Below are 25373 nucleotides of genomic sequence, written 5' to 3' on the forward strand. Positions count from 1 at the left end.
GTCGCTCCCCTCAGCCTGCACGGACCTTGGTTTCGTAGGAATCTACGTCGAATTCCCGGAGCTGCCGCCGGAAACGGAAGCTGAAATCGGGCCAGAGGATGGTGTTGACCCCGTTGCCGTCCAGGAACCAGCTCCGGCAGCCGCCCCACACGGCGCGGGTCATCTTCTGCTGGATCGCGCGATTGTATTCGCGCGCAACGTCTTCCCGGACCTCCACCGATTGCAGCCGCTGCCGTTGCATCGTGCCGATGGCCTCGACGATGTAGCGGATCTGCGATTCGATGACGTAGATCAGCGAGGTGTAGTTCAGGCCCGAGTTCGGCCCGAGCATCACGAACAGGTTCGGAAACTCGGGCATGACCGTCCCCTTGTAGCCGAGCGCACCCTCGGCCGCCATCCCCTCGGTGGCCGTCCGGCCGCCGCGGCCGATGTAGCGGTCCCAGTTCGGCGAATCGGTCACATGGAACCCGGTGCACACGACGATGGCATCCACCGCACGCTCGGTGCCGTCCGTCGTGACGATCGAGTTCGCCCGGACCTCGGCGATCCCGTCGGTGACCAGGTCGACGTTGTCCCGGGTCAGCGCCGGGAGGTACTTGTTCGAGATCAGCATCCGCTTGCAGCCGAGGCGATAGCCGGGGGTCAGCTTCGTGCGCAGCTCCCGGTCCCGGACCTGCAGCCACAGCTGGGTGCGCGCGATGAACTCGTACACCGCTGCGAGCGCCGGGTACTTGGCCTGACTGAAGACGAAACCCTCCCGCAGGGTGTAGATGGCGCCCCGCACCAGGCGCTGCAGACCGGGCACATACTTGTAGGCGAGCCGCTCCGGCAGCAGGTACCGGCGGCCCATATGCGGCAGTACCCAGGGTGCGGTCCGCTGATACACGTCGAGCTGCGCGGTGTCCGGGGCGATCGACGGCACGATCTGGATCGCGGATGCGCCGGTCCCGATCACGGCCACCCGTTTCCCGGTCAGGTCGTAGTCGTGATCCCAGCGCGAGGAGTGGAACACCTTGCCCTCGAACTCGGCGAACCCCTTGATGTCCGGCAGGTTCGGTTCACAGAGTGGACCCGCCGCGGACACCACGGCATCGGCGGTGAACCGGCCGTGGGAGGTCCGCACATCCCAGTGGCCAGCTGAGTCGACCCATTCGGCGCTCTGCATTTCGCAGTCGAAGATGTGCCGGTCGCGAACCCCGAACCGGTCGGCGGTCCGGCAGATGTAGTCCTGGATCTCCCGCTGCGGCGGGAAGGACCGGGTCCACTCCGGGTTGAGCGCGAACGAGTACGAATACAGCTGGGACGGAACGTCGCAGGCGGCGCCGGGATAGGTGTTGTCCCGCCAGGTCCCGCCGACCTCGTTGCTGCGTTCGAGCACCAGGAAGTCGTCGTGCCCGGCACGGCTCAGCTGGATGGCCACGCCGAGCCCGGAGAGTCCGCTGCCGACGATCAGTACCCGGGTGTGCCGGACCTCGTCGGCCTCGTTCTGTCGTCCCATGGTGCGCCTCACCGGCTCTCGTAGATTCGCTTGTGGCCGGAGACCGCGGCCAGCCGGAACGGCCGCTCGGTCTCCTCGGGCAGCGGGTGGTACCGACCGTCGGTTGCCGGCTGCGCCTCGTGCAGCGCGCGATAGTGCTCGTAGTCGAGCAGCACCCGGGATTCGATGGCCGCCCGGCACTCGTCGGTGCGCAGCTGCGCCCGGTAGCCGGGTTGCACGACCCCGCTGAAGAATTCGGCGACGCTGCCGGAGCCGTAGCTGATCAGGGCCAGCGGCCTGCCGGTGAGGTCGTCGGCGTGATCGAGCAGCGAAGCCAGCCCGAGATAAAGCGAGGCGGTGTAGCTGTTGCCGACGGTGCGGTTGTAGATCGTGGTCTCCCGGATCGCCGCGTCGATCTCCTCCGCCGCCGCGGAGTGTCCCTGGCTCTCCAGCAGATGCCGGTGCGCCTTGTAGGCCATCTTGGTGAACGGCTGGTGGTAGCAGAATGCGGCGAAGTCACCGAGATCACGGCCACCGTTGCGCTGATAGTCGGTCCACGCCTCCTGGGTGGCCTTCTGATAGGCGTTCACCGAGGTCTTACCGTCCACCACGGCCTCGGACCGGTAGTTCGGCCGCCAGAAGTCCATGATGTCGGCGCTGTAGAGCCCGGAGTACGGGTCCAGTTGCAGAATCGCCGGATCGGCGCGGACCAGCATGGCGACGGCGGCCGCGCCCTGGGTCGGTTCACCGGGCGTATCCAGCTCGTACTTGGCGATATCGGTCGCGATCACCAGCACCTGCTGCGACGGATCCCGGCTGATCAGACCCGCGGCGAACTGCAGGCCCGCGGTGCCGCCGTAGCAGGCCTGTTTGAGTTCGACGATGCGGGCGGTGTTGGGCAGGCCGATCAGCGGGTGCAGATAGAGGCCGGCGGCCTTGGACTGGTCCACACTGCTCTCGGTGGCCAGCAGTACGGTGCGGATGTTCTCGGCACCGTGCCGCTGCAGAATCGGCCGCGCCGCGGCGGCCGCGATGGTGACGATGTCCTCGTCCGCGGCGGCGACGCTCATCTTCTCCTGGCCGATGCCCAGGTAGAACTTGTCCGGGTCCACGCCCAGGCGCTCGGCGAGCACCGCGTGGTCCAGGGCGTAATGCGTGGTGGCGAAGGAAAGGTCATGGATTCCGACCGGCGTTGTGGTCACTTCAGCACTCCGTTGCTTTCCGCGGTCCGTTCCAGTTGGGTGTGGGTGCGCATCAGCTCACCGCTGTTGGTCTGTGCCGCCATCAGCGACAGCTCGCCGCAGAGGACGGTGGCCGCGGCGATCACCGCGAGCCGGTCGGCGTTGGCCCCGGCGGGGCGGTCCGCCCGGCAGCCGAGCCGCCGCAGATTCGCTTCGACGAAGTCCGCGTGCTTCCCGTTGCCGACCGTGCCGACGATGATGTTGGGCAGCGTGCAGGAGAAGTACAGGTCGCCGTCCCGGTCCTCGGCGTGGGTGATGCCCTGCGAGCCCTCGACGATGTTCGCCGCGTCCTGGCCGGTGGCCAGATAGAAGGCCAGCAGCATGTTCGCGTAATGCGCGTTCGCCGACCGGATCCCGCCGGCCAGCAGGGTGCCGATCAGGTTCTTCCGGATGTTCAGCTCCACCACCCGGGCGGCAGTGGTCCGCAGCCGGTTCTCGACGATCTCGCGGGGGAGCAGGATTTCGGTGACGACGTTCTTGCCCCGGCCCAGGATCCCGTTGACTGCCGTCGCCTTCTTGTCGGTGCAGTAGTTGCCCGAGATCGAGACGTAGCGCAGCCCGGGCACGGTCGCCAGGATGTGGTCCATCAGCTTGTCGCAGGCCAGCGTGACCATGTTGTGGCCGGAGGCGTCACCGGTGGTGAACTCGAACCGCAGGAACAGCAGGTTTCCGGCGATCTGCCGATGCATGTCGATGAGCTGCGCGAACCGGCTGCTGCCCGCGGCCACCGAACGCAGTTCGTCGAATCGGCCGGCCAGCCGGGTGACCGCCTGGTGGGCCGTATGGGCGTCGTCGGCTTCCAGCAGGATCGAGCGGGTCATCCGGCTGTCGACCAGGGTGGCCACGATGCCGCGTTCGGTCAACGTGGACATCCGTGCGCCCCGCCCGACCGAGGGCCACAGCGGCGACTCGTAGGTGGCCAGCGGCACTTCGAGGGCGTCGTCGACGGTGTTTCCGGTAATACGCACCGGACCCACCCAACGCAGCGGCACTGCCGCATGGGTCATGTCGTTCATGGGCGGTTCTTTCTCTCCGATTCGTTCCACCAGAGGTTCCGATGGGCAAAGGCGGCCGCGTCGATACCGCGCAGCCGGCAGAAGTTCTCGACACTTCCGGTGATCAGCAGATCGCTGCCGGCCAGATCCGCCGGTGTCGGTGCACCCAGGACGGTCATGATCTGCCGCAGCTGGTCGAGCCAGGTGGACACCGTTTCGATCAGGGCGTCGGTGCCCCGGTCGACCAGGGTCTCCAGGAACCGGCCCGCGACACCGGTTGCGGTGGCACCCAGGGCCAGGGCCCGGGCCATGTCCAGCGGTGACCGGATGCCGCCGGAGGCGATGACGTCGATTCCGGTCAGGCCGGCGCAGTCGAGCAGGCAGGCGGGCGTGGACTGACCCCAATGCTCGAGGAAGGAGAAGTCCGCGGCCGGGCGGCGGTCGTTCTCGATCCGGGCGAAGTTGGTGCCGCCGCGCCCGCCGACATCGGCCACCGCAACACCGGCATCCCGCAGCCAGGAAACGGTGGGCCGGCTCAGCCCGAACCCGACCTCCTTGACGAACACCGGAACCGGTACGGCAGCAGTGATTTCGGCGATCCGTCCCGGCCAGGACCGGAACGACCGGTCCCCTTCGGGCATCACGATCTCCTGGACCGAGTTGAGATGGATCTGCAGGGCATCCGCCTCCAGCAGGTCGATCACCCGGCGCGCCTGATCGGGGGTGGCGGTGGCGTTGACATTGGCCAGCACGTACCCGTGCGGATTCTCCTCGCGCAGCACCCGGAACGTGCCGACCAGCGAGGGATCCCGGAGAAAGGCACTCATCGAGCCGGAGGCGATCGGGATTCCGGTCTCGCGGGCCACGATCGCCAATCCGCGGTTGATCTCGCCGGTCGCCGCGCTGCCACCGGTCATCGCATTGATGAACAGTGGAGTAGCCCAGCGTTTCCCGGCCACCTCGACATCGAGCCGGACGTCCTCCTGGTCTATCCCGGCGAGGGCATGATGCACGAAGTCGACCTCGTCGAAGGGGTTGCGGTCGATACCGGGGCGGTGCTGTTCCACTGCGTGCCGGACATGGTCGTCTTTGCGGTTGCCGGTCATCGGCGCTCCGTTTCGTTGGGGGAGACCCGCAGCGACAGCGGGCGGATCTCCGCCTCGGCCCACCGCCGCCGGAGTTCCCGGACGGCCTCGGTGCGCCGGGGGTCGAGGAAGGCGATGCCGCAGTCGCCGCCACCGGCACCCGAAGGTTTGGCCACGGCGCCTACCGCGGCACTGGACCGGCACAGCGACCGCAGGCGCGGGGTCATGATGCCGAGCCCGGCCCGGCCATCCAGTTCCTCGAGCAGGGCACCGGCCCGGGAGATCGCGGACTCGATCCCGGCCGGGTCGTCGGCCTGTACCGCCGCGGTGAGCGCTTGGACGCAATCCGCGCTCTCGGCCAGAAAGGCCGGGTCGGCGCCGGGTGCACGCGGTCCCGCGGCCAGTCCGGCGACCAGGCCCGGTGTCGATGCCGGTTGCCCGGTCCAGCCCACCTGCATCTGCAACCGCGTCGGGGACGGCAGGGCTCGCACCGCCAGCCCCGGCCAGGATTCCTGTAGCGCCGCCTCGACACCGTGGGTGGCACACAGTTCGGCCGCCCATCGGCGGTCGGGGGACCGATAAGCCAGCCAGCCACCCCAGGTGCTCGCCGCCAGATCACCCCCGGAGGCCCGAGGGGCGACGGTTCCGGTGGCCAGCAGCGCGAGCCGGTACCGGTCCATGGGACGCAGTTCGAGCCGGTGGTGGGCGTCCAGGGCAGCCACGGTCGCCGCGGTGACCGCGGCGCTCGAACCGAGCCCGAGCTTGCGGCCGTCCTCGTCGACCAGTTCGCTGCGCAACGTCAGCCGGTACGGCCGGGGCCGGATCTGCCGTTCGGCCAGCAGTCGGTCGATGATCGCGGCTGCGGCGAAGACGTAGGCGAACGAATTCGGCGGCTTGCCGTCCGGGGTCCGCGGCACCAATTCGGCGCCCACGCGGTGACAGGCCAGCCTCACCCCGCCGTCCAGGTCCGATTCGAAGGTCGTATCGCCGGTCGCGTCGGTGACCGTAGCGGTCACGTACCGGTCGACCGCCACCAGCACCGCGCCCTGCCCGGGCTCGACGACGGCGTACTCACCGGCGACGAAGAGCTTGCCCGGGGCACGGCGGCTGATCATCGGCTCGCACCGTCGACCAGCATCGCGCCCGGCCCGGGCAGCGCCGTCCGGGTGTCGACGAAATCGCCGATACCCTGCAGCGCCGCGGCGATATCCGGGGCGTCGCTGCGTTGGCACAGCACGGTGACATTCGGGCCGGCATCGATGGTCGAGTACGCGGTGATCCCGTCGGCGCGCAGCCGCTGCACCCGGTCCAGGACCGCGATCGAATGCGAGGAGAGGTAGCGGATCGCCGGGCGGGCCGCGAGCATGCTCGCATGCATGCCCAGGGCGTTGCGTTCGGCGATCTCGCCGACCAAGGGCAGATCACCGGCGGCGATGGCGGACCGCATCTCCCGCAGGTCGACCTCGGTGGACTCCGCCCAGGGCCGGTAGAACGGAGAGGTAGCCATGGTGCGGCGCATCGCTTCCCGGCTCGACACCTCCTTGGGCCCGGCATCGACCATCGCCACCACGAGGGCGGGATCCAGCGCCGCGCCGTCCACCGGCTCCGCGTAGGAACTCCGGTCGCCGTCGGCACCGGAGCCGGTACCCGCATGCCACACCGCGAACCGGCCGAAGATCGACCGGCTCGCCGATCCGGACCCGCGCCGGGCCAGCCGGGACAGCTCCCGCGGCTCGCCCGGCAGCCCGTAGGCGGCCGCCGCCGCGGTAGCCAGCGCTGCGAAACCGCTGGCCGAGGAGGCCAGGCCGGCCCCTGTCGGCCCGGCGTTCGCCGAGACCACCGACGCTCGTTCGGTGCGGCCCGCCCGCTCCCGGACCAGGTCCAGGAACCGGGTGACCCGGATGTACGCACTTCCGGTGCATTCCCGGCCATCCAGCTGCACCTGATCGGCAGGGCCGTCGATCAGGTGCACGGTGGTGGTGGTCGGATAGATGTCCAGGGTCATCGAAAGACTGCCGGCCACCGGCAGGAACATCGACTCATCGCGCTTGCCCCAGTACTTCACCAGCGCGATATTCGGGTGCGCGACCGCGGTGGCCGGCTCGTCCGCGAGCCGGACTCCGGAGGCCACCGCGGTGGTGGGCTCGGTCATGGCTGTACCTTTCGGGTCGAAACGATCCAGGTCTGTACGGCGCCGGCCCGGCGCATCTGCTGCGCCACCCGTTCCGCGGCCGGACCGGGCTCGGTGAGGGCGAGCACGCAGCCCCCGAGACCGGCACCGGTGAGCTTCGCCCCGGCGGCGCCCGCCTCGCCGGCGGCGTGCACCAATGCCTCGATGGGGGCGGTACCGACCCCGAGTTCGGTGAGGACTTCCTGGAAATCCGTCAGCGACCGGCCCAGCGGCCCCAGCGCACCGGCGGCCAGCCGGTCGGCCGCGGTATCGACGATGTCCGCGGCCCGGGCCAGCAGCCGCCGCGCCGCCCGCGGCTCCCGGGCCAGCCGCTCGCGTACCGCGGCGACCGCCTGCTTGGTGTCACCCGCGATGCCGGTATCGGCGAGCACCAGCGCCGCTTCCAGGTCCACCGGTATCGGATGCCCGGCACCGGCCGCGAACCGGATCGGCCCGGTGGCGAGCGTCCCCGCGGCATCCACCCCGCTGGCACGGCCGTGCGCGTGCTGTTCACCGCACTGCACCAGCTCGTACAGGGTGTCGAGATCGGGGTCCTGTCCGAGATAGTCGGCCACGGCACGCACCGCCGCACCTGCCACGGCCGCGCTGGAACCCAGGCCCCGAGCCTGCGGAACCGCACAGTCGACGGTCACCTCGACGGCTTCGCCCGCGGCACCCCACCGGCGCAGCGCGGCGTCCACCGCGACTCGCGGACCGGACAGCTCGGCCGGGTCGGCCGGAACCGCCCCCGCCACGAACCGGGTGACCTCGTCGGGCCGGTCGGCACCGCCCCGGAAACCGGCCGCGTGCGCGATCACCGGCAGCTCGGGAAGCGGGAAGGCGATCGCCGCGGTGCCGTGCACGACGGTGTGTTCCCCCAGCAGAATCGCCTTCCCATGAGTGCGTCCCGTGCCCACACCGGCCACCGCGGCCGGGCCACCGAGGGTGTTCACTCGCCGGCCGATCGCCGTCGCCGGGCCCCGTACAGGCGGGCCCGCAGGGAACTGCCCAACGGGGACGGAAAGAAGGCCGGGACCCGGGTGGCGTACTCCCGGTAGGCCGCCCCGAACCGGGCCCGAAGATCCTTTTCCTCCAGGACGGTGCCCAGCAGGATGTAGCCGGTCAGCCCGGCCGCGAACAACAGGTGGCCCGCGGTGAGGGTGCTCGCGCACCAGAAACTCAGCAGCAAGCCGGTCATCAGCGGATGCCGCACGAACCGGTACGGCCCGTGCACCTGCAACCGGTCGGCGGTCGGATCGGGCACCTGGATCAGGTAGTGCCGGTATGCCTGGCTCAGCCCGAGCAGGTGGAAGTGGTCCAGCAGCAGAGTCGCCGCGTACACCAGCACGAACCCGAGCCAGAATCCGGCGTCCAGGACGATGCCGGCCGTGCCGGACAGCGACCAGATCTCCTGCGGCAGCGGCTGCCAGGCCAGGCAGAGCAGCCACACCGCCAGGCTGGCCATGACCACGTACACGGTGCGCTCCAACGCCGGAGGCACCCACCGGGTGATGAAGTCCTTGAACGCCGGCCTCGACATCCCCGAATGCTGCAGCCCGAACAAGGCCATCAGCGCGATGTCGACCGCGATCGCCGGCCCGGTGGACAGCATCGGATCCGAATCGACCGTCTTCGGCAACCACCAGCCGCCGGCGAACAGCAGGAACAGCGGAACGGTCAGGCCGGTGAAGGCGTAACCGGCGAAGGCGAGCAGGAACGGGACGAGCCGGCGGCGGTCGGCCAGCACGTCCCGGGCCTGGCGCGGCGTGATCAGATCCATGCGAACCAGGGCAGCATCCGCAGCCGGGTACCGCGTCCCTCGATCCGCTTCTCCAGCTTGGCCTTCCAGCGGGTGCCGTAGGCCTCGGTGAGGAAGCCGTCCTTCTTGACCAGGCGCCAGGCCGAGTTGAAGGTCATCCAGTACGGCACGATGACGCCCGGCTCGACATCGCGCATGAAGTCGAGCTTGTCCGGGATCTGGCTCCAGTGCACACCGGGGTAGCGATGGTGCACGCTGTGGTAGCCCTGGTTGAAGATGAAGAAGTTCAGCCAGTTGCCCGCGGTGTTCAGCGAACGGCTCGGATCGTCTTCGAAGACCCGGGCCGGCGCGTGGGTCAGCCAGGCGAAGTAGCCGGAGTTCAGCTGGGTCGCCAGGAACGGGATCCCGAAGAACAGCAGCACCCGCATGCCGTCGGCGACCGCCAGCAGCCCGCCCAGCAGCACGAAGAACAATGTGAAGTCGAAGATGAACTGGTTGCGTCGCTGACGGCGCTTGTCCGAGACATCGGAAGCGAACAACTTCTGCAGAGTGAACTTCTTGACGATGGTGCCGTAGCGGATCCAGTACCAGACGGCCGGCAGCCCGCGTTCCATCCCTTCGGTGGACGTGATGTCGCCGGGGCCGTCGTTGAACCGGTGATGGTTGAGGATGTGCACCTCACGCATCTCGGCCGCGGTCAGGCTGGCGGGCATGCAGCACATCACGTCGACGAACCGGTTCATCGGCTTCGACACGAACAGCGGCCGGTGCGTGTGCATGTGCAGGACGCCGATCGTCAGCGAGAAGCTGAGCAGTGTCAGCAACACGATCAACGGCACCGCGAGGTACCAGTTGGTCGCCGCCGGGACGAACAGGCCGAAAGCCAGCACGGCGACCCAGCCGACGATGTGCAGCAGCGGCCCGATGTTGGCCGGATGCTCCAGTTTGAGCACCCGTTTGCTGAAGGGGTCGCGCTCAGCGGTGCCGCCGGGCGACCCCGGGCTCGAATGAGGTTTGACGTCGGTCATGTCTGACTCCTCGGTTGCGTGGTGACCAGGACGGCCGGGGGCTCAGGAGCGGATGGTTGCGGGTACGGGTTCGATGGCGGCCCGCTTGAACCTGGTGGCCAGGTCCTGCATCGCCGCCGCGTCGGAGAGCGAAATGCGTTCCAGGGCACCGAACGCCATATGGTCGGCGACCATCATCCGGCGCACCTGCGCCGCGGGCAGTTCACCGGTCAGCGGTTCGTCCGGCAGCGCGTGGACCAGGGAGAAGGTTGCATCGACGATCACCGGAGTCAGGGTCGGCGAATCCGCCCGGCCGTTCCCGGGGCGCAGCATCTGCGCCGTCGGATCGGCACCGGGGGCGGCGTCCCCGGCATCCAGCAGCCGGTTCATCGCGATATCCACGCTCTGCCGCACCCGGGTCAGCATCGCGGCCCACCGCGTCGGCGAACCCGCCGCGAGCAATGCCGCGCCGAGCCGGCCGCGCCGCCGGTACGGCCCCGGCGCACCCGTGGCATTGCACAGGAAGGCAGTCGTCGTGATGGTCATATAGGCCATCGCCGCCCGGGCACCACGACCGGGAGTCCGGGGGCCGAGCCGCTCGAGCAGGGCGAGCCCGCCCACCGCCGGAGCCAGCAGGCGCAGCAGGACGGCACGGGTCAGCTCCTCGCGATTGCCGGCACCGTGCAATGCCAGTTCGTTGTCCCGGAGGTCGTTCGCCAACTGTGCGGCCACGCCGACACAGCCCGCCAGCTCGGTGTAATCGTCTTCGGTACACGCAGTTTCGGCGACCAGGGAGCACGCGTGCAACACCACCCGGCCCAGCACTCCCTCACCGTAGGCACGCCGGGGCAACGGGGCCGCCAGATTGCGGGACATCACGTCGGCGATATCGGTGAGCAGCGCCGCCACCCGGCGGCGGCCCGCCGCGGGCAGCGCCTCGACCAGTGCCCGGACATCCTGGATCCGTTCGGCCAGCACCAGGTCCACGGCCTCGCTGTCCCGATCCGCGGTAGCGGTCAGCGCCGTCGGGCGTTGCACGTCACCGCCGGAAAGATATTCCGCGGCGGCGACCACCAACCGGGCCGCCTCGGACCGATCCGCGAGATCCTCGTAGGCATCGAGCACGCGGCAGCACAGCAGCGCGGCGATCGCCTCATCGCGCTGGCCGGCGGGCAGGAATCCGACCGCGATGCCGAGGTTTCGCCCGGCGGGGATCAGCGCCAGCCGGGCCAGCCGGTCCGGCGACGGCGCCGCCCGCATGGCGGCGATATCCGGTGCGCGGCGCAACGACCGCAGGCCCCGGGTCAGCAGCCCGAGCCGACCCCCGCTCATCGGGACACCACCCGGACGGTCAGCTCGTGCAGGTGCTCGCGCGCCTCACCCGCCGGGAAAATGGTCAGCTCACGGGCCGCTGTCTCGACGGCCGAAACCGCAACCTTGCGTGCCGTTTCCGTTGCTCCGGTGTGCACCAGCTGCTCCTGTAGTTCGGCGTTGGTGGTGTCTTCGGCATGCCACAGCTCACGCGCCCGGGAACTCATGGCCAGCCACTCGATCACCGGCCAGGTCGGCACCCGGCGGTCCAGGTCGCCGCAGGCTTCCTTGCCCAGCGCCGGATCGCCCTCGACGTCGCGGACGTCGTCCATGATCTGGAAGGCGAGGGCGAGCCGGTCGGCGTAGGTCATCAGCACCCGCAGCTGATCGGCGTCGAGGCCACCCGCGGTACCGCCGTACGAGCAGGCCAGCCGGAACAGCGTGCCGGTCTTCGCACCGGCCACCAGCTCGTAGTGGCGGCGCAGCGCGGCGTCCTCATCGGTCGGCGGCAGTGTCTCGATGAGCTGGCCGAACGACAGGTCGGAGAGCTGGTCGATGTAGGTGACGCCGTCCGCACCGAGGTCACCGAAGGTTTCCGGATAGTCGGCGAGGATGCCGGCCATTACCTCCATGGCCACCCCGGCCAGGTGGAAACCGGCACGGGCCGCAGTGCGTATGCCGAACCGGGCCGGTACCGACTCGGCATCACGACGCAGCAGCGAACCGTCGCAGATATCGTCGTGGATCAGCGAGGACTCGTGGAACATCTCCATGGCGCAGGCCAGGTCGACCGCATCCGATGCGGTCACCGGCGGCGCGTCGAGCAGCGCCCGGCAGGCCAGGGCCATCCCGGCCCGCACCCGCTTACCCGGCGCGGCCAGGACGTGCCGGTAGATGTCGTCGAAATCGCCCCCGGTGAGAAGGATTTCACGCATTCTGGGGTTCACCGCGGCTATCTGGTCGGTCAGACCGGCCGTAACCCGGGCGGCGCGGGCCGCCGGACGCCCGCCGGCGCCGACGGACGGACCGCTCGGCAGTTCGGGCCCGGATCCCTCCGCGGCTTCCGGTGGTGCGGTGGATAGGTCGGAATAGTCCATACTCGAGCCTCTTCGGCGTGATCGCAATGAAGTGAGGACGACGTGCCGCGCCATGCGGCAGCCCATCTACAGAGGGCCTGGTAGCAGACGGATCACTGTAACGTGTTGCACTGCATGGCTTTTGGCCGCAACAGTGCCGAATTGGCTTGTGCCACTTAATTTGTGCGCCAAGGCTATCGCGGACCACGAAGGCACACCAGGCGAGTCGACAAGTGTGCAAAAATTACCGTGTCGGCGCGTTACATCAACCAGGGTTCCGGCCGATCGGGCAAGATTTCGAATGTTGTTCTGCCACAGTGCTTTCAAACGGTACTAGTGGGTAACCTGTTGCACCAGACCACATCTCGAGCTACACATGAAAACGCCCCCGCCGGGCGAACCCAGCGGGGGCGTCGGAGACGATCGTGCGTCAGTTACCCGGTTCCGGTTCCGGGGCCGGGGCCGGCTCACCTTCCGCACCGGGCGGCGGAACCTCGCCCGCAGGCGGCGGAACCTCACCGCCGGGCACTCCGGCACCGGGCAGCGCGCTCATCCCGAGCCGGTCTAGCACCGGGGAGTCCATCATCTCGACCAGCCACCGGTCACCGGTCTTCACCATGCTGACCTCGACCGGGAAGATCATCATCCGCGGCTCGGTGTTGAACACATTGGTCTGGTACTGGATCCAGCTGGCCAGCACCTGCGCCTCGGTTTCCGAACCGGACAGGTAGGCGCAGCGCAGCTCCTCGGTCCAGGACCGCGACTGCGCCTCCTGCATACCCGCCTTCAGCGCCTCCGCACCGTCCTCGAAGTTCTTCTGCAGCTCACCGGTGGTGTTCGCGACGACCTCGGCGATGTAGCCGTCCAGATCCTCGGCCGAATCGTAGGTGGTGACCTTCTCCACGATGTCGCAGGCAGCCGCCATGGCGGCGTCCTGGGCGTCGAGCTCGGCGCCGCGCTGCGACGACTGGAGACCGAACACGACGGCCGCGGTGGCCAGAGCGACCGCAGCCACCCCGGCGACACCCGCCACGATCCAGCCGGTCGGGAGCGACTTCCCGGTCGAACCCGGCTGCGTACCGGGGGCGGGGCTCGCCGAATCGGCCGCCGACGGCTGCTCGGCACTCGCCGAGCCGGCCGACGGCTTGTCCGTACCCGGCTCGTCCGAGCTTGCTGCCTTCTCGATCCGGACCGTGTCCTCCGCACGCTCCGTGGAGTCCGAGGCGTTCTCGGTGGTGTCCGACGCCGGCTGCACCGGCTCGTTGTCGGGCTTCTTCTCGCCCCCGGTCTCTTCGGTTGCCATTCGATCCAATCCTTTGTCAGCGCTCGTAGATCCCGCCCCGCGGCGGCAGGGTCCGTTCGTTCGGATCCACCCCCGGTGGCATGTAGGCACCGTTGTCGGGAACATCCGGTCGCGGCACGTTTGCCGAACCACGTATCTGCTGCCCCGGCGGTGGGTTCACGCAGTAGTTCCACTTCGGGATGGAACCGTCCTGCACCAGCCAGTGCGGCATATACGGCGTATCGTACCTGCAGGTAGGCCGCGGCCAGAGATCGATCATCGCGTGGAACTCGTTGCCGTGTGCCGGGGCGGCGAAGGCGCTGACGCCCACGCTCAGTGACGGGAAGAGCAGCCGCAGGGCGGGCACCCGCAAAGTTCCAGCACGCGCAACCGCCTGCAGGTTCGCGGCCAGCCCGGTGATCGGATCGGAGTTCTCGTCCAGCACCGCGCCCAGGGCCTCGAACTTCGCCGGCGACTGGGCCAGCACGTTACGCAACTCCTCGTCGGCGTTGTTGAACTGGTCGAACAGCACAGCGGAGTTGCTGGTGAGCGTCTGCAGATCGGGCTGTGCCTGCGCGGTCGTCGCCGCGATCACCTGCAGGTTCTTGACCAGGTTGACCGTCTGCGGCAGCAGGTTGTCCAGACCGGCAGCCATCAGGCTGACGCCGTCCACCAGGGCCCGGAGCTGATCCGGACCGCCGCTGAGCGCGATATCCAGTTCGTTCAGGATCGTCTCGAACTGCTCCGGCTGCACCTGCGAGATCAGGTTGGTGGTGTCGTCCAGCACCGCCCAGACCGGCACCGGGGTCTGTACCCGATCCTCGTCGTCGATCCGGCTACCGTCGGCCAGATACGGTCCCTGGTCGGTTTCCGGCCGGAAATCGATGTACTGCTCACCCGCCGCCGACAGGGCCTGAACCGAAACCAGGGTGTCCTGCGGAATCCGGTACTTCGTGTCGATCCGGGCCTCGGCCGCGATCGCTTCGCCGTCGTCGACGACCTCGATCGATTCGACCTCGCCGATCCGGTAGCCACGCAGCGTTACATCGTTGCCCGGCTGCAGGCCACCGGAGCGGTCCAGGCTCACGATGACGGTGTACTCCGACCGCAGCGGGTTGATCCGCATGATGTTGACCATCAGGTAGCCGGCGCCGACGATCAGCACCAGCACCAGGCCGATGGCGGACAGGACCAGCTTGTTACCGAAGAGCTTCTTCATTCTCAGCCTCCGATCCGGCCCTGGATCACCTGCAGCACCTGCAGGAAACTACCGACCATGTCGTTCACGTCCCGCAGATCCCAGAAGTGGCTGTTCTCCGGTGAGGTGAGCAGCGGGAAGTCCAGGTTGGTGAGGGTGGCGTAGGGGTTGAGGCCCTTGCCCTTGAAGGTCTGGTCGATACCCGGCCGCAGCTCGTGCATAGCATCCAGCAGGTAGCCCAGCTTGTCCCCGGAGGAGGCCAGCGAACTCGTCAGCTGTTCCACGCTGACCAGCAGACCGTCCAGGTCGTCGCCGGTGGTGGCCGCGTAGTCACCGAGCGCGGCACTGGCCTGGGAAACGGTGTCCAGCAGTTCGGTGATCTGCGCCGTGTTCTCCGCGACCACACCGATCGCCTCCGGCAGCGTTTCGGCCACCTGACCGAGTTCACCGCTGCGCGAGTCGATGGTGCCGGCCAGGGTGTTGAACTCGGCGAGCACATCGTCGATGCGCTGGCTGTTGGCGTTCAGCTCGCCGATTACGCCGGTGAGCTGCATGGTGAGATGTCCGAGGTTCTCACCCTGACCGTCCAGGATGCTGCCGACCTCGGTACCGAACCGGGTCAGACTCGCGAGGCCGCCACCGTTGAACATCATCGACACCGAAATCAGCAACTCCTCGACGGTGGCGCCGGCGGAGGTCTGCTCGCGGCTCAGCGTGTCGCCGTCCTGGAGCATCGGCCCGGCCGGATCACCCTGTTTGCTCATCGCGATGAACACATCGCCGAGCGGAGTCGCCTGGCGCAGCTCGGCGGTGCTGCCGACCGGGAAGTTGATCTCCTCGCTGATCTCCATATCGACGAGGGCTTCGAAATTCTCGGTCCGGATCCCACTCACCACGCCGATATCGGTGCCACCGATCTTCACCTTGGCCTGGTCCGGCAGGTTCAGCGCGTTCTCGAAGGTGGCGTGCAGAGTGTAGGTCTCGCCCTCGGCCCCGGGCTTCGGCAGCGGCAGGTCCTCCACCGTGACCGAGCAGCCACTGGCGAACGCCACCGCCGACACGGCGGTAGCGGCCAGCATCAGCCGTGGTTTCCTCGTCATACGCCGACTCATTTCGTCAATCCCAGCATTGCGGCGGTGAGCCCGTAGTCCGGGCCGAAATCCTGCATGTCGCCGGTCCGGCAGCCGTCGGCGCGCATCTGGATCCGCTCGCAGAACACGCTGACGATCTCACCCGAGAGCGACTCACCGATCAGGGCGTGCAGCCGGATGTAGCCCTTCTCCCGGTCGACCGCCCGATCCAGGTTCTCCATCAGCGTCGGCGTCACGTCCACCAGCTCGGTGACGCCGCGGGCGTTGTCCCGCAGCTGCTGGGTGACCGTGGTCAGCCCGTCCAGTGTGGTGGCCAGCTCACCGCTCTTCTCACCCAGCGCGGCCGCGGTGTTGGTGAGGAAGTCGTTGAGCTGGTTCAGCGTCGCCTCCAGGCCGGGCGCCTGCTCGGCGAGCACGCCCGACATCTGGGTGACCTGATTGCTGAAGTCCCGCACCGACTGGTCGTTCTCGGCCAGCATGGTGGTGAGGTCGTTCAGCTTCACGATGATGTTGGCGACCGAATCCTTGTTCGCGACACCGACCTGCAGGGCGGCCGACAGCGCATTCAGCGTGTCCCGCATCTTCTCGCCGTTGCCGTTCAGGATCGGGTACAGCACCCGGCCGGAGAGCGGGCCGAGCCCTTCCTCGCCCTCCTCGGGCGCCAGTGCCGCTGCGAATTCATCGATGGTCTCGATCATCTCGTCCAGCTCGACCGGCGTCTTGGTCTGATCCTGGGTCAGATGCGCACCGGAGGACAGCGTCGGCTCGCCCTCGGTGTAGGCCGGGCTGAGCTCGATGTGCCGGTCGGTGACCACCGACGGTGAGATCACCGCGGCGATCACGTCGGCGGGCACCTGCACGCCCGGATCGATGGTCATATGCACCTCGGCGTACAGATCCCGGGGAATGATCTTGTCGACCTTCCCGACCCGGACCCCGAGCACCATCACATCGTTGCCCTCGTACATACCGGCGATATTGGTGAAGTCGGCGGTGATCTTCGTCGTGCGGCCGAGAGCATCGTTGACCTGAGAGGGCAGCAGCGAACAGCTGCCCAGGCTCAGGGCCACCGCGCCGGCCAGCACCGCGCGACTCAACAACGTACGGCTCGACAACTTACGGCCTCGGATGGACCAGCTCACGTTCACTCACATCCCTCGATCACATCCACGGCGCACAGCCAGTTGTCCGGGAACAGCCACGGCAGCGCCAGTTCGGCGTAGTTGCCGTTGCCGAGCGCGTTGTTGAAGTAACGCACCGAAGGCGGCGTGATCGACAACATCACATCCAGGTTTTCCTTGTTCTTCTGCAGACCCTCGGACATCGTCTGCAGCTGGTCGATGGTCGTCGACAACTGTCCGTCGTTCTCGATCCCGATCTCCTGCAGCTGCCGGGTCAGGGTCGCGATGTTGTCCAGCAGCTGCCGGATCAGGTCCTGCCGCTCCATCACCCGGCTGGCGATCGCATCGCCCTGGGTGATCACCAGCAGTACGCTGTTGCGGTTGTCGGCGAGGATCGTGGTGACCCGGTCGAGATCCTTCAGCAACTGGTCGACATCGTCGCGACGCCGTTCGATCACCTTCGCGACCGCGCCGATGCTGTCCAACGCCTGCGCCACCAGCTCCGGTGATTCCCCGATCTCGGCGTTGACGGTGTTCAGCGACGCCGCCAGGGTCTCGGTGTCGAGTGCGGCGAACTCCGGAGTACCGCGCTGCACCACATCGGCCAGGTCGTACGGGACATCGGTGTTCTCGATCCCGATGGTGTCGCCGGAGAGTTCCTCGCCGGTACCGGGATTCAGGTCGATGTAGCGGGCGCCGAGCAGCGTGGCCATCTTGATCGCAGCATGCGAATTCTCGGTGAGCCGCACGCTCCGGTCGATGTTCATCGACACCACGACGTGGTCGCCCTCGATCTTCGCCCCGGTGACCGTGCCGACCGGGACACCCGAGACCGCCACCCGGTCACCGGAATCGATACCGGCGGCCTGCACGAACTCGGCCTCGATCGACCGCTCGCCGATGCCGATCAGTTTGTACACGCTGGAAACCACCAGCAGCAGCACGATGACTGCCACGCCGACCGCACCGATCCACAGGTTGCGGTGGCTGCCCATGCTCTTGCGAAGTTTCACCATCATCAGCGGCACACCGCCGACTGCCGGTCTCCGCCGATCTGGCTGAAGATGCCGCGGGGGAACAGCACACCGTAGAGCGAGACGTCCAAGCGGCAGATGGACGAATTGGCGAAGGTGCCTTCCGACGTCGCCCGGCCGAGCCCACCGACGGTGGCGGGCAGGTCGATCGCGGCCTGGTCCAGTTTCGCGCCGTTGTCCAGCAGCAGCTGCAGCGCGGAGACCGTGGACTGCTGTGCGGTCTGCAGTTTCGGCTGGATCGCGGCGAGCATGTTCACCACGGCGGTCGTGGAATCGGCCAGTACCACGGTCGATTGCTGCAGCGACTGCCCCTGGTCGTACAGGCCGCTGATCAGTGCCCGGGTCTGGGTCACCAGGGTCTCCAATTCATCACCTCGTTTGGCCAGGCCGGCCATGACGGCCGAGAGGTTGCCGATCACATCGCTGATGATCGCGTCCCGGCGCTGGAAATCCGAGGCCAGGTCGGCGGCCTGGACGATGAAGGCAGACAGCGAGACGCCGTCGCCCTGCAACGCCAGGATCAGGCTCTCCGACATGGCATTGACCTGAGCGGGCTCCAGCGCCTGGAACATCGGCTGGAACCCGTTGAGCAGTGCCGACACATCGAACGACGGCTCGGTGCGATCGATCGGGATGGTCGAACCGCCCTTCAGCGGCTGCGAATCCGGTTCGTCGCCCGGCGCCAGGGCGACGTAGCGCTGGCCGATCAGGTTCTGGTAGCGGACCAGCGCCTTGGTGTCGGTGTAGAGCTGCTGATCGCTCTGCACGATCATCGTCACCCGGGCGTCGTTCTTCCCGTCCAGTTCGACGCTGTCGACCTTGCCGACCCGGACGCCCGCCATCCGGACGTCGTCGCCGGGCCGCAGGCCCAGTACGTCGGTGAAGATCGCGGTGTACTTCTCGGTCGAACCCTCCACGGTGCGCGACAGGGTGTTCCAAACGACCAGGGTCACCAGCAGGGACACCAGCGCGAAGATGCTGAATCCGATCAGCGGCTTGCGGATGCTCATCGGACGACCTCGTTTCCGGAAACGTGCAGGGTTCCGCCCTTGACCAGCGGACCGACCAGCAGGTACTCCGCCACGGTCGGTTGCCGGCCCAGCAGCACCGGGATGGCGTCGTCACCGTGGTACGCGATCGGTTCCACCGCCGCGCCCGGCTGCGGTGCCTCCGCCGGAGCGGGAGCCGGTGCCGGAGCGGGCTCGGGAGCCGATGCCGGTTCGGGCGCGGGAGCCGGTCCGGCCGCCGGCGCCGGACCACCGAGGATCTCCGGCAGCGAGGGCAGGGTCAGCCCGGGCAGCATGGTGGCCAGCGGGTTGTCGATCGGCGGCGGCATCGGCCCCTCGATCGGCGCCGGCTCGAAACCGGGCAGCGTCAGACCCGGGATCTCCAGGCCGGGGACCGGCAGCAGCGGCGGCAGTCCGGCCGCCGATTCGAGCGCCTTGGGCCGCAGCTTCTCCGGCATCGGGCCGATGATCGGCTCGGCCGGCGCGGTGGCACAGCTCGGGCCGGCCATCTCGCCGTACCGCGGGCAATCCGCGACCGTGTACGGGTTGTACGGCGAGAACGCCAAGCCCGCGTTCCAGACCATCTGCCGGTTCGGGCCCCAGTGGAACACCTGGTTCAACCGGGCCAGCGAGTCACCGACCACGGAGACCGCGCGGTAGAGCGCATCCGGATCGTCGGCGAGCGCGCCGAGTACCTGACCCATGTCCGCGGTCAGTGTCTTGCCGACATCGGGGTTACGGGCGAAGAGCTCGTTCACCTTCCCGGTGGTGGCATTCGCACCGGTCAGCAGGTCGACCAGGCCGTCCCGGTTCTCCACCAGCGTTGCGGAGGTCTGCACCGACTTGCCGAGCACATCGAGCAGCTCCGGTGCCGACTGGTTGAGCGCGCGGGCCGAAGCCGAGAAGTTGTCCAGGATCCCGCCCAGATTCGGACCGGCCTCCGACACCGTGGTCACCCAGCGATCCAGTCGCTCGATGGTGGAGCCGGGGACGCGACCGGAGGGATCGAGCGCCTGGGTCAGCGTGCCCAGCACCCGGCCCAGCTGGACCGGATCGATCCGGTCCAGGATGTCGCGGACCGCGGTGAGAGTGTCCTGCAGCGCCACGGTGCCCTTGCTGTGGTCTTCGGCGATGACCGAGCCCTCGTGCAGTTTCGCGGCGGCCGGGCCGTTGTAGACCAGTTCCACCGAGGTGACGGCGAACAGGTTGCTGGGCACCACGCGAGCGGTGACATTGGCGGGGATGTCGTGCGCGAACTGGGGATCGAGATCGATCTTGACGTTCTGCTCGGCACCCTCCTGGGTGATGTCCACGCCCTCGACGGCACCGACCAGCACCCCGCGGAACTTCACGTCCGCATCGGAGGGCAGGCCGTCACCGGTACTGGAGAGCTGGGCGACCACCTTCACCTTCGGTACGAAATACCCCTCGTACCGGGCCATCAGAAAGGCCAGGATCACCGCGAACACCACCAGGCCCGCAAAGCCGGCGATGTACAGCTGTTTCATCGTGGGTCCGCGCCCACTGGGATCGATGATCATGTGTGCCTACCCCGAGATCCGGATTCCGGGGTCGACGCCCCAGATAGCCAACGTCATCATGAGGTCCGCGAACACCACCAGGATGATGCACATCTTGATGGCGCGGCCCGCCGCCACGCCGACGCCCTCCGGACCACCGGAGGCGAAGAAGCCGTAGTAGCACTGGATGAAGGTGGTGATCATTACGAAGATCACCGCTTTGAGCAGTGAATACAGCACGTCGGTCGAGATCAGGAACTGGTGGAAGTAGTGGGTGTAGGTACCCGAGGCGGTACCGCCGATCATCTGCACGGTGACCGCGCAGGACAGGTAGGCCATCGCCAGGCCGATGCAGTACAGCGGCACGATGGCGATCACCGCGGCGAACATCCGGGTGCTGACCAGGTAGGGCAGCGGCCGGATCGCGATCGATTCGAGCGCGTCGATCTCCTCGGAGATCCGCATCGCACCGAGTTGGGCCGTGAAACGACAGCCCGCCTGGGCGGCGAAGGCCAGGGCCGCGAGCATCGGCCCGATCTCGCGGGTGGTGGCGAAGGCGGAGATGGCACCGGTGACCGGGCTCAGGCCCAGCAGATCCAGTGAGGTGTGGCCCTGGATGGCGACCGTCATACCACCGAAGGCACTGATGATCAGGATGACGCCGATGGTGCCGCCACCGACGACGATATTGCCGTTGCCCCAGGTGACATCGGACAGCAGCCGCCAGACTTCCTTCGGATAGTGCTTGAGCGCCAGCGGAATCGAGCCGACCGACCGGAGGAAGAAGAAGACCTGGTGTCCCAGGCGCGCGAGCAGATCGGCCGGCGCCTTCGCGCTCTTCTGTAGCTGACGGATGGGCCGCAGCAGCGGCGGTACATATGTTGTCGACACGGCTCAGATCACCTGTGGGGGGAAGACGGCAGTGTAAACCTGCGTGATGATGACGTTGACGCCCAGCAGCATGATCGCGGAGCTGACCACGGCCGAGTTGACCGCGTTCGCGACGCCGCCGGGACCGCCGCGGGCGTTGAGGCCGCAGTCGCAGGCGATGATCGAGGCCAGCAGGCCGTAGATGACCGATTTGAGCAGCGCCACCAGGAGATCGCGGGTCACCGCGAACGAGGCGAAGGTGCTGATGTAGGAACCCGGCGTACCGGCCTGCGCGAAGATGTTGAACATGTAGCCGGTGATGAAGCCGACGAACACCACGAAGCCGCAGAGCAGGAAGCTGACCAGCATCGCGGCGCCGAGCCGGGGAGCGACGAGCCGGCGCATCGGGTCGACGCCCATCACCTTCATCGCGTCGATCTCCTCGCGGATGGTGCGGGAACCGAGATCGGCGCAGACCGCCGAACCGACCGCACCGGCGATCATGATCGCGGTGACCAGCGGGGCACCCTGCTGAATGATGCCGAGGCCGTTGGCCGCACCGATGAAGGACGTGGCGCCGACCTGACCGGCGACGGCGCCGACCTGGATGGAGACGATCACCGCGATCGGGATCGCGACCAGCAGCGTCGGCGCGGCGGCGACGCTGGACATGAAGGCGCACTGCTTCACGAACTCGTTGTACGGGAACCGTCGGCGGAAGATGGACGTGACCAGTTCGACGATGGCCTCGACGCCCATGGTGATCTGCCGGCCGAAGGTCTCCAGCGACTTCTTCGGATGGTCGTCCCAGAGGCTCTTGGTCCGGTCGACAGCGTCACTCATTCGTGATCGTGTTGGTGGACTATCCGTCGACTGCACTGCATAAACCCCTCTCGACGTCGGTCGGCGGCGCCCCGACGACTAGCTTGCTTGACGCACCCTACTACGTAGTAGCGCAGAACACACCACTGACATGTGATTGCAGTCATAGATGGTGCTCACTTCTTCTTCGCAACGTGCGTCATTCGAGGTGGATCCGCGATCGACCTACTGAACGGACACTAACCGGAACCCGACGCCGGCGACCTTGTGACACGGCCCAGCACCGGCGGTTTTGCTTTCCTATTCGACGGAAAGACATCATTCAAAATGAGGATTCCCCTGCTCGGCGTTCACCCGAGAACGCTTTCCGGACAATCACGATCAGAAATCGGTCAATTGTCCATGAATCACGATTTCGATAGAGGGCCGCTATCAGAACCCATTCGGGGTCCGCATCTGGTAGGACTCACTCACCGCGGCGGCCGGGATCCGCTCCCCGCGGTGGCGGAGCCGCCCGGCAACGCCACCGGTACCGGACGCGCCCGGGTCCGAATATAGCGATGACGAGCACTTCAGGTTGATATCGTGCGGTCTTCCGACATCTGGAGGGACATGTTCAGCAAACTCGCCCGGGCGGCGCACGCCGCCTTCGCTGTCGCTCTGGGAGCGGCACTGCTCGGAACCGGCTCCGCGCAGGCCCAACCCGGCCCTCCGGTACTCGGCGGCGGCTCCGGCATCATCGTCGACAACATGTACGAATGCACGCTGACCACCGTCGGCCACGATGCCGCCGGCCGACTGGTCGGCCTGACCGCCGGTCACTGCGGCGATCCGGGCTCCTCGGTCTACGCCGAGGCCGCACCCGGCTACGGCTCGGTCGGCCGATTCGCCTACACGAACACCGATCTCGACTACGCGATGATCGAGTTCGATGCCGGCCGGATCACGCCGGTGAACCGGATCGGCAACGTCACCATCACCGGGATGGGCGAGCCGGCGCGGTTCCCGACCATCGTCTGCAAGGAAGGCCGGACCACCGGCAACACCTGTGGCGTCGCCTGGGGTGACGTCTTTGCGACGAATGTCGAGACCTGGACCCAGATGTGCGTGGTCGAGGGCGATTCCGGGGCGCCGGTGGTGGTCGGCTCCACGCTGGTCGGGATGGTGAACGCCTACCTGCTGGTGGCCTGTGCCGGACCCGAGGTCGGGACCAATATGGACGTGATCATGGCCGATGTGAACGCCCGCGGCGGTGTCGGGGCCGGCTACCACCCGATCTGAGGCTACTGACTCTGCAGGCAGACGACGAACCGGCGGACGTCGTACTCGAAACCGATGTCGGCATCGATGGGGCAGTCGTTCACATCGGACGTGCCCTGCTCGATGCCGATCACTCGGACGCCGTCGACCGCGGTCGCACCGCAGTCGATGCGCTGGGCGACGTCACCGCCGACATCCATGCACCCGCCGACCACCCAATCGATGTCCAGACACAGTGCGCCCTGTTCGATACCGTCCAGCGTCTCGAAATAGGATTGGTCCTGGTCACCGATGCACCCGGAACTGGTGGGCGCCTCGCCGACCACGATGTAGTTCGCCGCGCGGGAACCACACGCCGCACGCTCGATGGTCGCTTCTTCCTCGGAACCACCCAGCTGAACACAATCGCCCACCGCCGCCTCGAAATCCATCCCGTCCGCACCGAAGTCCGGAACGGCCGTGTTCGGTGCCGCGGTGGTCGGTGCGGCGTTCTCGGTGGTGGGCGGCGCAACGGTCTCGGTGGCCGGGACGACCTCGATGGCGGGCAGCGCATGACCTTCGACGGTCGATCCGCACCCCGCCGTGAACAGCGTGACGATAGTGGCCGCCGCGGCGGAGAACAACAGCCCGGCGGTCGCATGGCGAGACATATAGGGAACAGATACACGATCCGCCGGTCGCCCGTCGACTCGAAACCCGAAACAGCCGGGGAAACACCTGCTCAGCGGTACCCTGGAAGCCCGGCCGCCCGGCCGGCCTGCATCTGGAGGTGATCTTCGATGGTGGCGGTGACGGCAACGGGCGGCAGCGGGGCACTCCCCGGCGACGGACAGTTCCCCGCACCCCGGGAGATGCTGGTCGACCCGCGCTTCGTTCGGCTGGCCGACCACTTCTTCGGCATGTTCGACCGGCCGAATCGCGGCGGTGCGGCGCTGGCGGTCTACCTCGACGGCCGACCGGTGGTCGATGTCTGGGCGGGATGGTCGGCCGAGGACCGGCGCTGGAACGGGGAAACCGTCGCACTGGCCTTCTCCACCGGGAAGGGCGTCGCCGCCACGGTGCTACACCGGCTCGCCGAACGCGGCTCGATCGATTACGACGCCCCGGTCGCCGACTACTGGCCGGAGTTCGCGGCGTACGGCAAGGGCTCCATCACCGTCCGCGATGTGCTGAGTCACCGCGCCGGCCTGCACCGGGTCCGGGGGCTGGTCCCCGGCCGGGAGGGGATTCTCGACTATCGGGCGGTGGTGCAGGCCCTGGCAGACAGCCCACCGGATCCGCGCCGGATCCGGACCTCCGGCTATCACGCGATCACCTTCGGCTGGCTGGTGGCCGAGATCGTCGCCCGGGCCACCGGCCTGAGCTTCACCGACGCGCTGCGACGCGAGGTCGCGATACCGCTGGGACACGACGAATTCTGGTTCCGGGTGCCGGAGGCGCAGCGCCGCCGGATCGCCAAGACCTTCCCGCACCTGTCCCCGCCGGGCATCCGCTGGAATACCGCGTCCTCGGTACTGTCCTGGGTACGTCCGGCCCGCGGACTCGCCGAGGCGGGTATGCCGGAGAGCTTCGACGAGCTGGTCCGCGACCCTCGCGTGCACGATGCGGTGATGCCGGGCTGGAACGGGGTGTTCTCCGCCCGCGCACTGGCCCGGATGTACGGCGCGCTGGCGAACGACGGCGTGGTGTACCGGCCCGACGGAACACCGGTCCAATTCCTGCGGCCCGAGACGATCACCGAGATCGGCCGGGTGCAGCCCACCGACAGCCGCGACTATGTCCTCGGCCTGCCCTTGAAGTTCACGCTCGGCTACCACCGGCCGGTGCTGATGACCAAACAGCAGCCACATCACGCCTTCGGGCACTACGGACTGGGCGGCTCCGGCGCCTATGCGGACCCGGACCTCGGCATGTCGATTGCCTTCGTGACCAACCGGCTGGGCAATGCGGTCACCGCGCTCGGCGATGCCCGCTTGGCCAAACTGGCCGCGATCACCCAGGGCACCGTGCGCCGGGTGACCGAGGAGCGCAGCCCCGCCCGCTGATA

At 67.8% G+C, this 25373-nt stretch carries 23 protein-coding genes; 2 read left to right on the top strand and 21 right to left on the bottom strand.

What is annotated here, in order from left to right:
* Positions 1–10 precede the first annotated feature (10 nt).
* The 20 genes from AC1HFH_RS01185 to AC1HFH_RS01280 all read right to left on the bottom strand — a co-directional run bounded on the left by AC1HFH_RS01185 (position 11) and on the right by AC1HFH_RS01280 (position 22087).
* Complete coding sequence (locus tag AC1HFH_RS01185) at positions 11–1498, bottom strand: flavin-containing monooxygenase (RefSeq protein WP_480245577.1); 1488 nt, start codon at positions 1496–1498, stop codon at positions 11–13.
* An 8-nt stretch (positions 1499–1506) separates the two neighbouring features.
* Positions 1507–2679: a hydroxymethylglutaryl-CoA synthase gene (locus AC1HFH_RS01190; protein WP_480245578.1), complete on the bottom strand. Its 1173-nt coding sequence runs from the start codon at positions 2677–2679 to the stop codon at positions 1507–1509.
* Positions 2676–3734 (bottom strand): hydroxymethylglutaryl-CoA reductase, encoded by a 1059-nt coding sequence (locus tag AC1HFH_RS01195; RefSeq protein WP_480245579.1) that lies wholly within the window; start codon positions 3732–3734, stop codon positions 2676–2678. Before AC1HFH_RS01195 ends, AC1HFH_RS01190 begins: the two co-directional genes overlap by 4 nt.
* Positions 3731–4819, bottom strand: a complete 1089-nt coding sequence (fni, locus tag AC1HFH_RS01200) for a type 2 isopentenyl-diphosphate Delta-isomerase (RefSeq protein ID WP_480245580.1) — start codon at positions 4817–4819, stop codon at positions 3731–3733. The genes AC1HFH_RS01195 and fni overlap by 4 nt, the downstream gene beginning before the upstream one ends.
* Complete coding sequence (locus tag AC1HFH_RS01205; protein WP_480245581.1) at positions 4816–5913, bottom strand: phosphomevalonate kinase; 1098 nt, start codon at positions 5911–5913, stop codon at positions 4816–4818. The genes fni and AC1HFH_RS01205 overlap by 4 nt, the downstream gene beginning before the upstream one ends.
* Positions 5910–6950 (bottom strand): diphosphomevalonate decarboxylase, encoded by a 1041-nt coding sequence (mvaD, locus tag AC1HFH_RS01210; protein ID WP_480245582.1) that lies wholly within the window; start codon positions 6948–6950, stop codon positions 5910–5912. The genes AC1HFH_RS01205 and mvaD overlap by 4 nt, the downstream gene beginning before the upstream one ends.
* Positions 6947–7921 carry a mevalonate kinase gene (gene mvk / locus AC1HFH_RS01215; protein WP_480245583.1) on the bottom strand — a complete coding sequence of 325 codons (975 nt, stop codon included), beginning with the start codon at positions 7919–7921 and terminating at the stop codon, positions 6947–6949. Before mvk ends, mvaD begins: the two co-directional genes overlap by 4 nt.
* A complete protein-coding gene (locus tag AC1HFH_RS01220) occupies positions 7918–8748 on the bottom strand; it encodes a methyltransferase family protein (protein WP_480245584.1) in 831 nt (276 codons plus the stop codon). Before AC1HFH_RS01220 ends, mvk begins: the two co-directional genes overlap by 4 nt.
* Positions 8739–9755 (bottom strand): fatty acid desaturase, encoded by a 1017-nt coding sequence (locus AC1HFH_RS01225; RefSeq protein WP_480245585.1) that lies wholly within the window; start codon positions 9753–9755, stop codon positions 8739–8741. Before AC1HFH_RS01225 ends, AC1HFH_RS01220 begins: the two co-directional genes overlap by 10 nt.
* Before the next feature lie 42 nt (positions 9756–9797).
* A complete protein-coding gene (locus AC1HFH_RS01230) occupies positions 9798–11066 on the bottom strand; it encodes a hypothetical protein (protein ID WP_480245586.1) in 1269 nt (422 codons plus the stop codon).
* Positions 11063–12142 (bottom strand): polyprenyl synthetase family protein, encoded by a 1080-nt coding sequence (locus tag AC1HFH_RS01235; protein WP_480245587.1) that lies wholly within the window; start codon positions 12140–12142, stop codon positions 11063–11065. The genes AC1HFH_RS01230 and AC1HFH_RS01235 overlap by 4 nt, the downstream gene beginning before the upstream one ends.
* A gap of 409 nt (positions 12143–12551) precedes the next feature.
* Positions 12552–13424 (bottom strand): hypothetical protein, encoded by an 873-nt coding sequence (locus AC1HFH_RS01240; protein WP_480245588.1) that lies wholly within the window; start codon positions 13422–13424, stop codon positions 12552–12554.
* A gap of 16 nt (positions 13425–13440) precedes the next feature.
* Positions 13441–14622 (bottom strand): MCE family protein, encoded by a 1182-nt coding sequence (locus tag AC1HFH_RS01245; RefSeq protein WP_480245589.1) that lies wholly within the window; start codon positions 14620–14622, stop codon positions 13441–13443.
* Between the two features lie 2 nt (positions 14623–14624).
* The gene (locus tag AC1HFH_RS01250) at positions 14625–15701 is read right to left on the bottom strand and encodes an MCE family protein (RefSeq protein WP_480245590.1); all 1077 of its coding nucleotides are present in this window, start codon (positions 15699–15701) and stop codon (positions 14625–14627) included.
* A gap of 8 nt (positions 15702–15709) precedes the next feature.
* Positions 15710–16807 (bottom strand): MCE family protein, encoded by a 1098-nt coding sequence (locus tag AC1HFH_RS01255; RefSeq protein WP_480245591.1) that lies wholly within the window; start codon positions 16805–16807, stop codon positions 15710–15712.
* A gap of 29 nt (positions 16808–16836) precedes the next feature.
* Positions 16837–17832: an MCE family protein gene (locus tag AC1HFH_RS01260; protein ID WP_480245592.1), complete on the bottom strand. Its 996-nt coding sequence runs from the start codon at positions 17830–17832 to the stop codon at positions 16837–16839.
* Positions 17832–18857, bottom strand: coding sequence for an MCE family protein (locus AC1HFH_RS01265; RefSeq protein WP_480245593.1), 1026 nt, complete (start codon positions 18855–18857; stop codon positions 17832–17834). Before AC1HFH_RS01265 ends, AC1HFH_RS01260 begins: the two co-directional genes overlap by 1 nt.
* Positions 18854–20362, bottom strand: a complete 1509-nt coding sequence (locus AC1HFH_RS01270; protein ID WP_480245594.1) for an MlaD family protein — start codon at positions 20360–20362, stop codon at positions 18854–18856. The genes AC1HFH_RS01265 and AC1HFH_RS01270 overlap by 4 nt, the downstream gene beginning before the upstream one ends.
* Positions 20363–20401: 39 nt before the next feature.
* A complete protein-coding gene (locus tag AC1HFH_RS01275) occupies positions 20402–21265 on the bottom strand; it encodes an MlaE family ABC transporter permease (RefSeq protein WP_480245595.1) in 864 nt (287 codons plus the stop codon).
* A gap of 3 nt (positions 21266–21268) precedes the next feature.
* Entirely contained in the window at positions 21269–22087 is an 819-nt protein-coding gene (locus AC1HFH_RS01280) for an MlaE family ABC transporter permease (protein ID WP_480245596.1), read from the bottom strand.
* 591 nt (positions 22088–22678) lie between these two features.
* Between AC1HFH_RS01280 and AC1HFH_RS01285 the strand changes: the two genes are divergently transcribed.
* Positions 22679–23347 (top strand): chymotrypsin family serine protease, encoded by a 669-nt coding sequence (locus tag AC1HFH_RS01285; RefSeq protein ID WP_480245597.1) that lies wholly within the window; start codon positions 22679–22681, stop codon positions 23345–23347.
* Between the two features lie 2 nt (positions 23348–23349).
* Here AC1HFH_RS01285 and lppU read toward each other — a convergent pair whose 3' ends face one another.
* Positions 23350–23976, bottom strand: a complete 627-nt coding sequence (lppU, locus tag AC1HFH_RS01290; RefSeq protein ID WP_480245598.1) for an LppU family putative lipoprotein — start codon at positions 23974–23976, stop codon at positions 23350–23352.
* A 201-nt stretch (positions 23977–24177) separates the two neighbouring features.
* On the opposite strand from lppU, the gene AC1HFH_RS01295 reads away from it, so the two are divergent.
* Positions 24178–25371, top strand: coding sequence for a serine hydrolase domain-containing protein (locus AC1HFH_RS01295; RefSeq protein ID WP_480248000.1), 1194 nt, complete (start codon positions 24178–24180; stop codon positions 25369–25371).
* Positions 25372–25373: the final 2 nt, after the last annotated feature.

The organism is Nocardia sp. KT25-26, from assembly GCF_056627695.1.

Coding starts and splice junctions, on each gene's coding strand:
- AC1HFH_RS01185 (WP_480245577.1), bottom strand. CDS start 1,498: ATGGGACGACAGAACGAGGCCGACGAGGTCCGGCACACCCGGGTACTG.
- AC1HFH_RS01195 (WP_480245579.1), bottom strand. CDS start 3,734: ATGAACGACATGACCCATGCGGCAGTGCCGCTGCGTTGGGTGGGTCCG.
- fni (WP_480245580.1), bottom strand. CDS start 4,819: ATGACCGGCAACCGCAAAGACGACCATGTCCGGCACGCAGTGGAACAG.
- AC1HFH_RS01205 (WP_480245581.1), bottom strand. CDS start 5,913: ATGATCAGCCGCCGTGCCCCGGGCAAGCTCTTCGTCGCCGGTGAGTAC.
- mvaD (WP_480245582.1), bottom strand. CDS start 6,950: ATGACCGAGCCCACCACCGCGGTGGCCTCCGGAGTCCGGCTCGCGGAC.
- AC1HFH_RS01220 (WP_480245584.1), bottom strand. CDS start 8,748: ATGGATCTGATCACGCCGCGCCAGGCCCGGGACGTGCTGGCCGACCGC.
- AC1HFH_RS01225 (WP_480245585.1), bottom strand. CDS start 9,755: ATGACCGACGTCAAACCTCATTCGAGCCCGGGGTCGCCCGGCGGCACC.
- AC1HFH_RS01230 (WP_480245586.1), bottom strand. CDS start 11,066: ATGAGCGGGGGTCGGCTCGGGCTGCTGACCCGGGGCCTGCGGTCGTTG.
- AC1HFH_RS01235 (WP_480245587.1), bottom strand. CDS start 12,142: ATGGACTATTCCGACCTATCCACCGCACCACCGGAAGCCGCGGAGGGA.
- AC1HFH_RS01240 (WP_480245588.1), bottom strand. CDS start 13,424: ATGGCAACCGAAGAGACCGGGGGCGAGAAGAAGCCCGACAACGAGCCG.
- AC1HFH_RS01245 (WP_480245589.1), bottom strand. CDS start 14,622: ATGAAGAAGCTCTTCGGTAACAAGCTGGTCCTGTCCGCCATCGGCCTG.
- AC1HFH_RS01250 (WP_480245590.1), bottom strand. CDS start 15,701: ATGACGAGGAAACCACGGCTGATGCTGGCCGCTACCGCCGTGTCGGCG.
- AC1HFH_RS01260 (WP_480245592.1), bottom strand. CDS start 17,832: ATGATGGTGAAACTTCGCAAGAGCATGGGCAGCCACCGCAACCTGTGG.
- AC1HFH_RS01265 (WP_480245593.1), bottom strand. CDS start 18,857: ATGAGCATCCGCAAGCCGCTGATCGGATTCAGCATCTTCGCGCTGGTG.
- AC1HFH_RS01270 (WP_480245594.1), bottom strand. CDS start 20,362: ATGAAACAGCTGTACATCGCCGGCTTTGCGGGCCTGGTGGTGTTCGCG.
- AC1HFH_RS01280 (WP_480245596.1), bottom strand. CDS start 22,087: ATGAGTGACGCTGTCGACCGGACCAAGAGCCTCTGGGACGACCATCCG.
- AC1HFH_RS01285 (WP_480245597.1), top strand. CDS start 22,679: ATGTTCAGCAAACTCGCCCGGGCGGCGCACGCCGCCTTCGCTGTCGCT.
- lppU (WP_480245598.1), bottom strand. CDS start 23,976: ATGTCTCGCCATGCGACCGCCGGGCTGTTGTTCTCCGCCGCGGCGGCC.
- AC1HFH_RS01295 (WP_480248000.1), top strand. CDS start 24,178: ATGCTGGTCGACCCGCGCTTCGTTCGGCTGGCCGACCACTTCTTCGGC.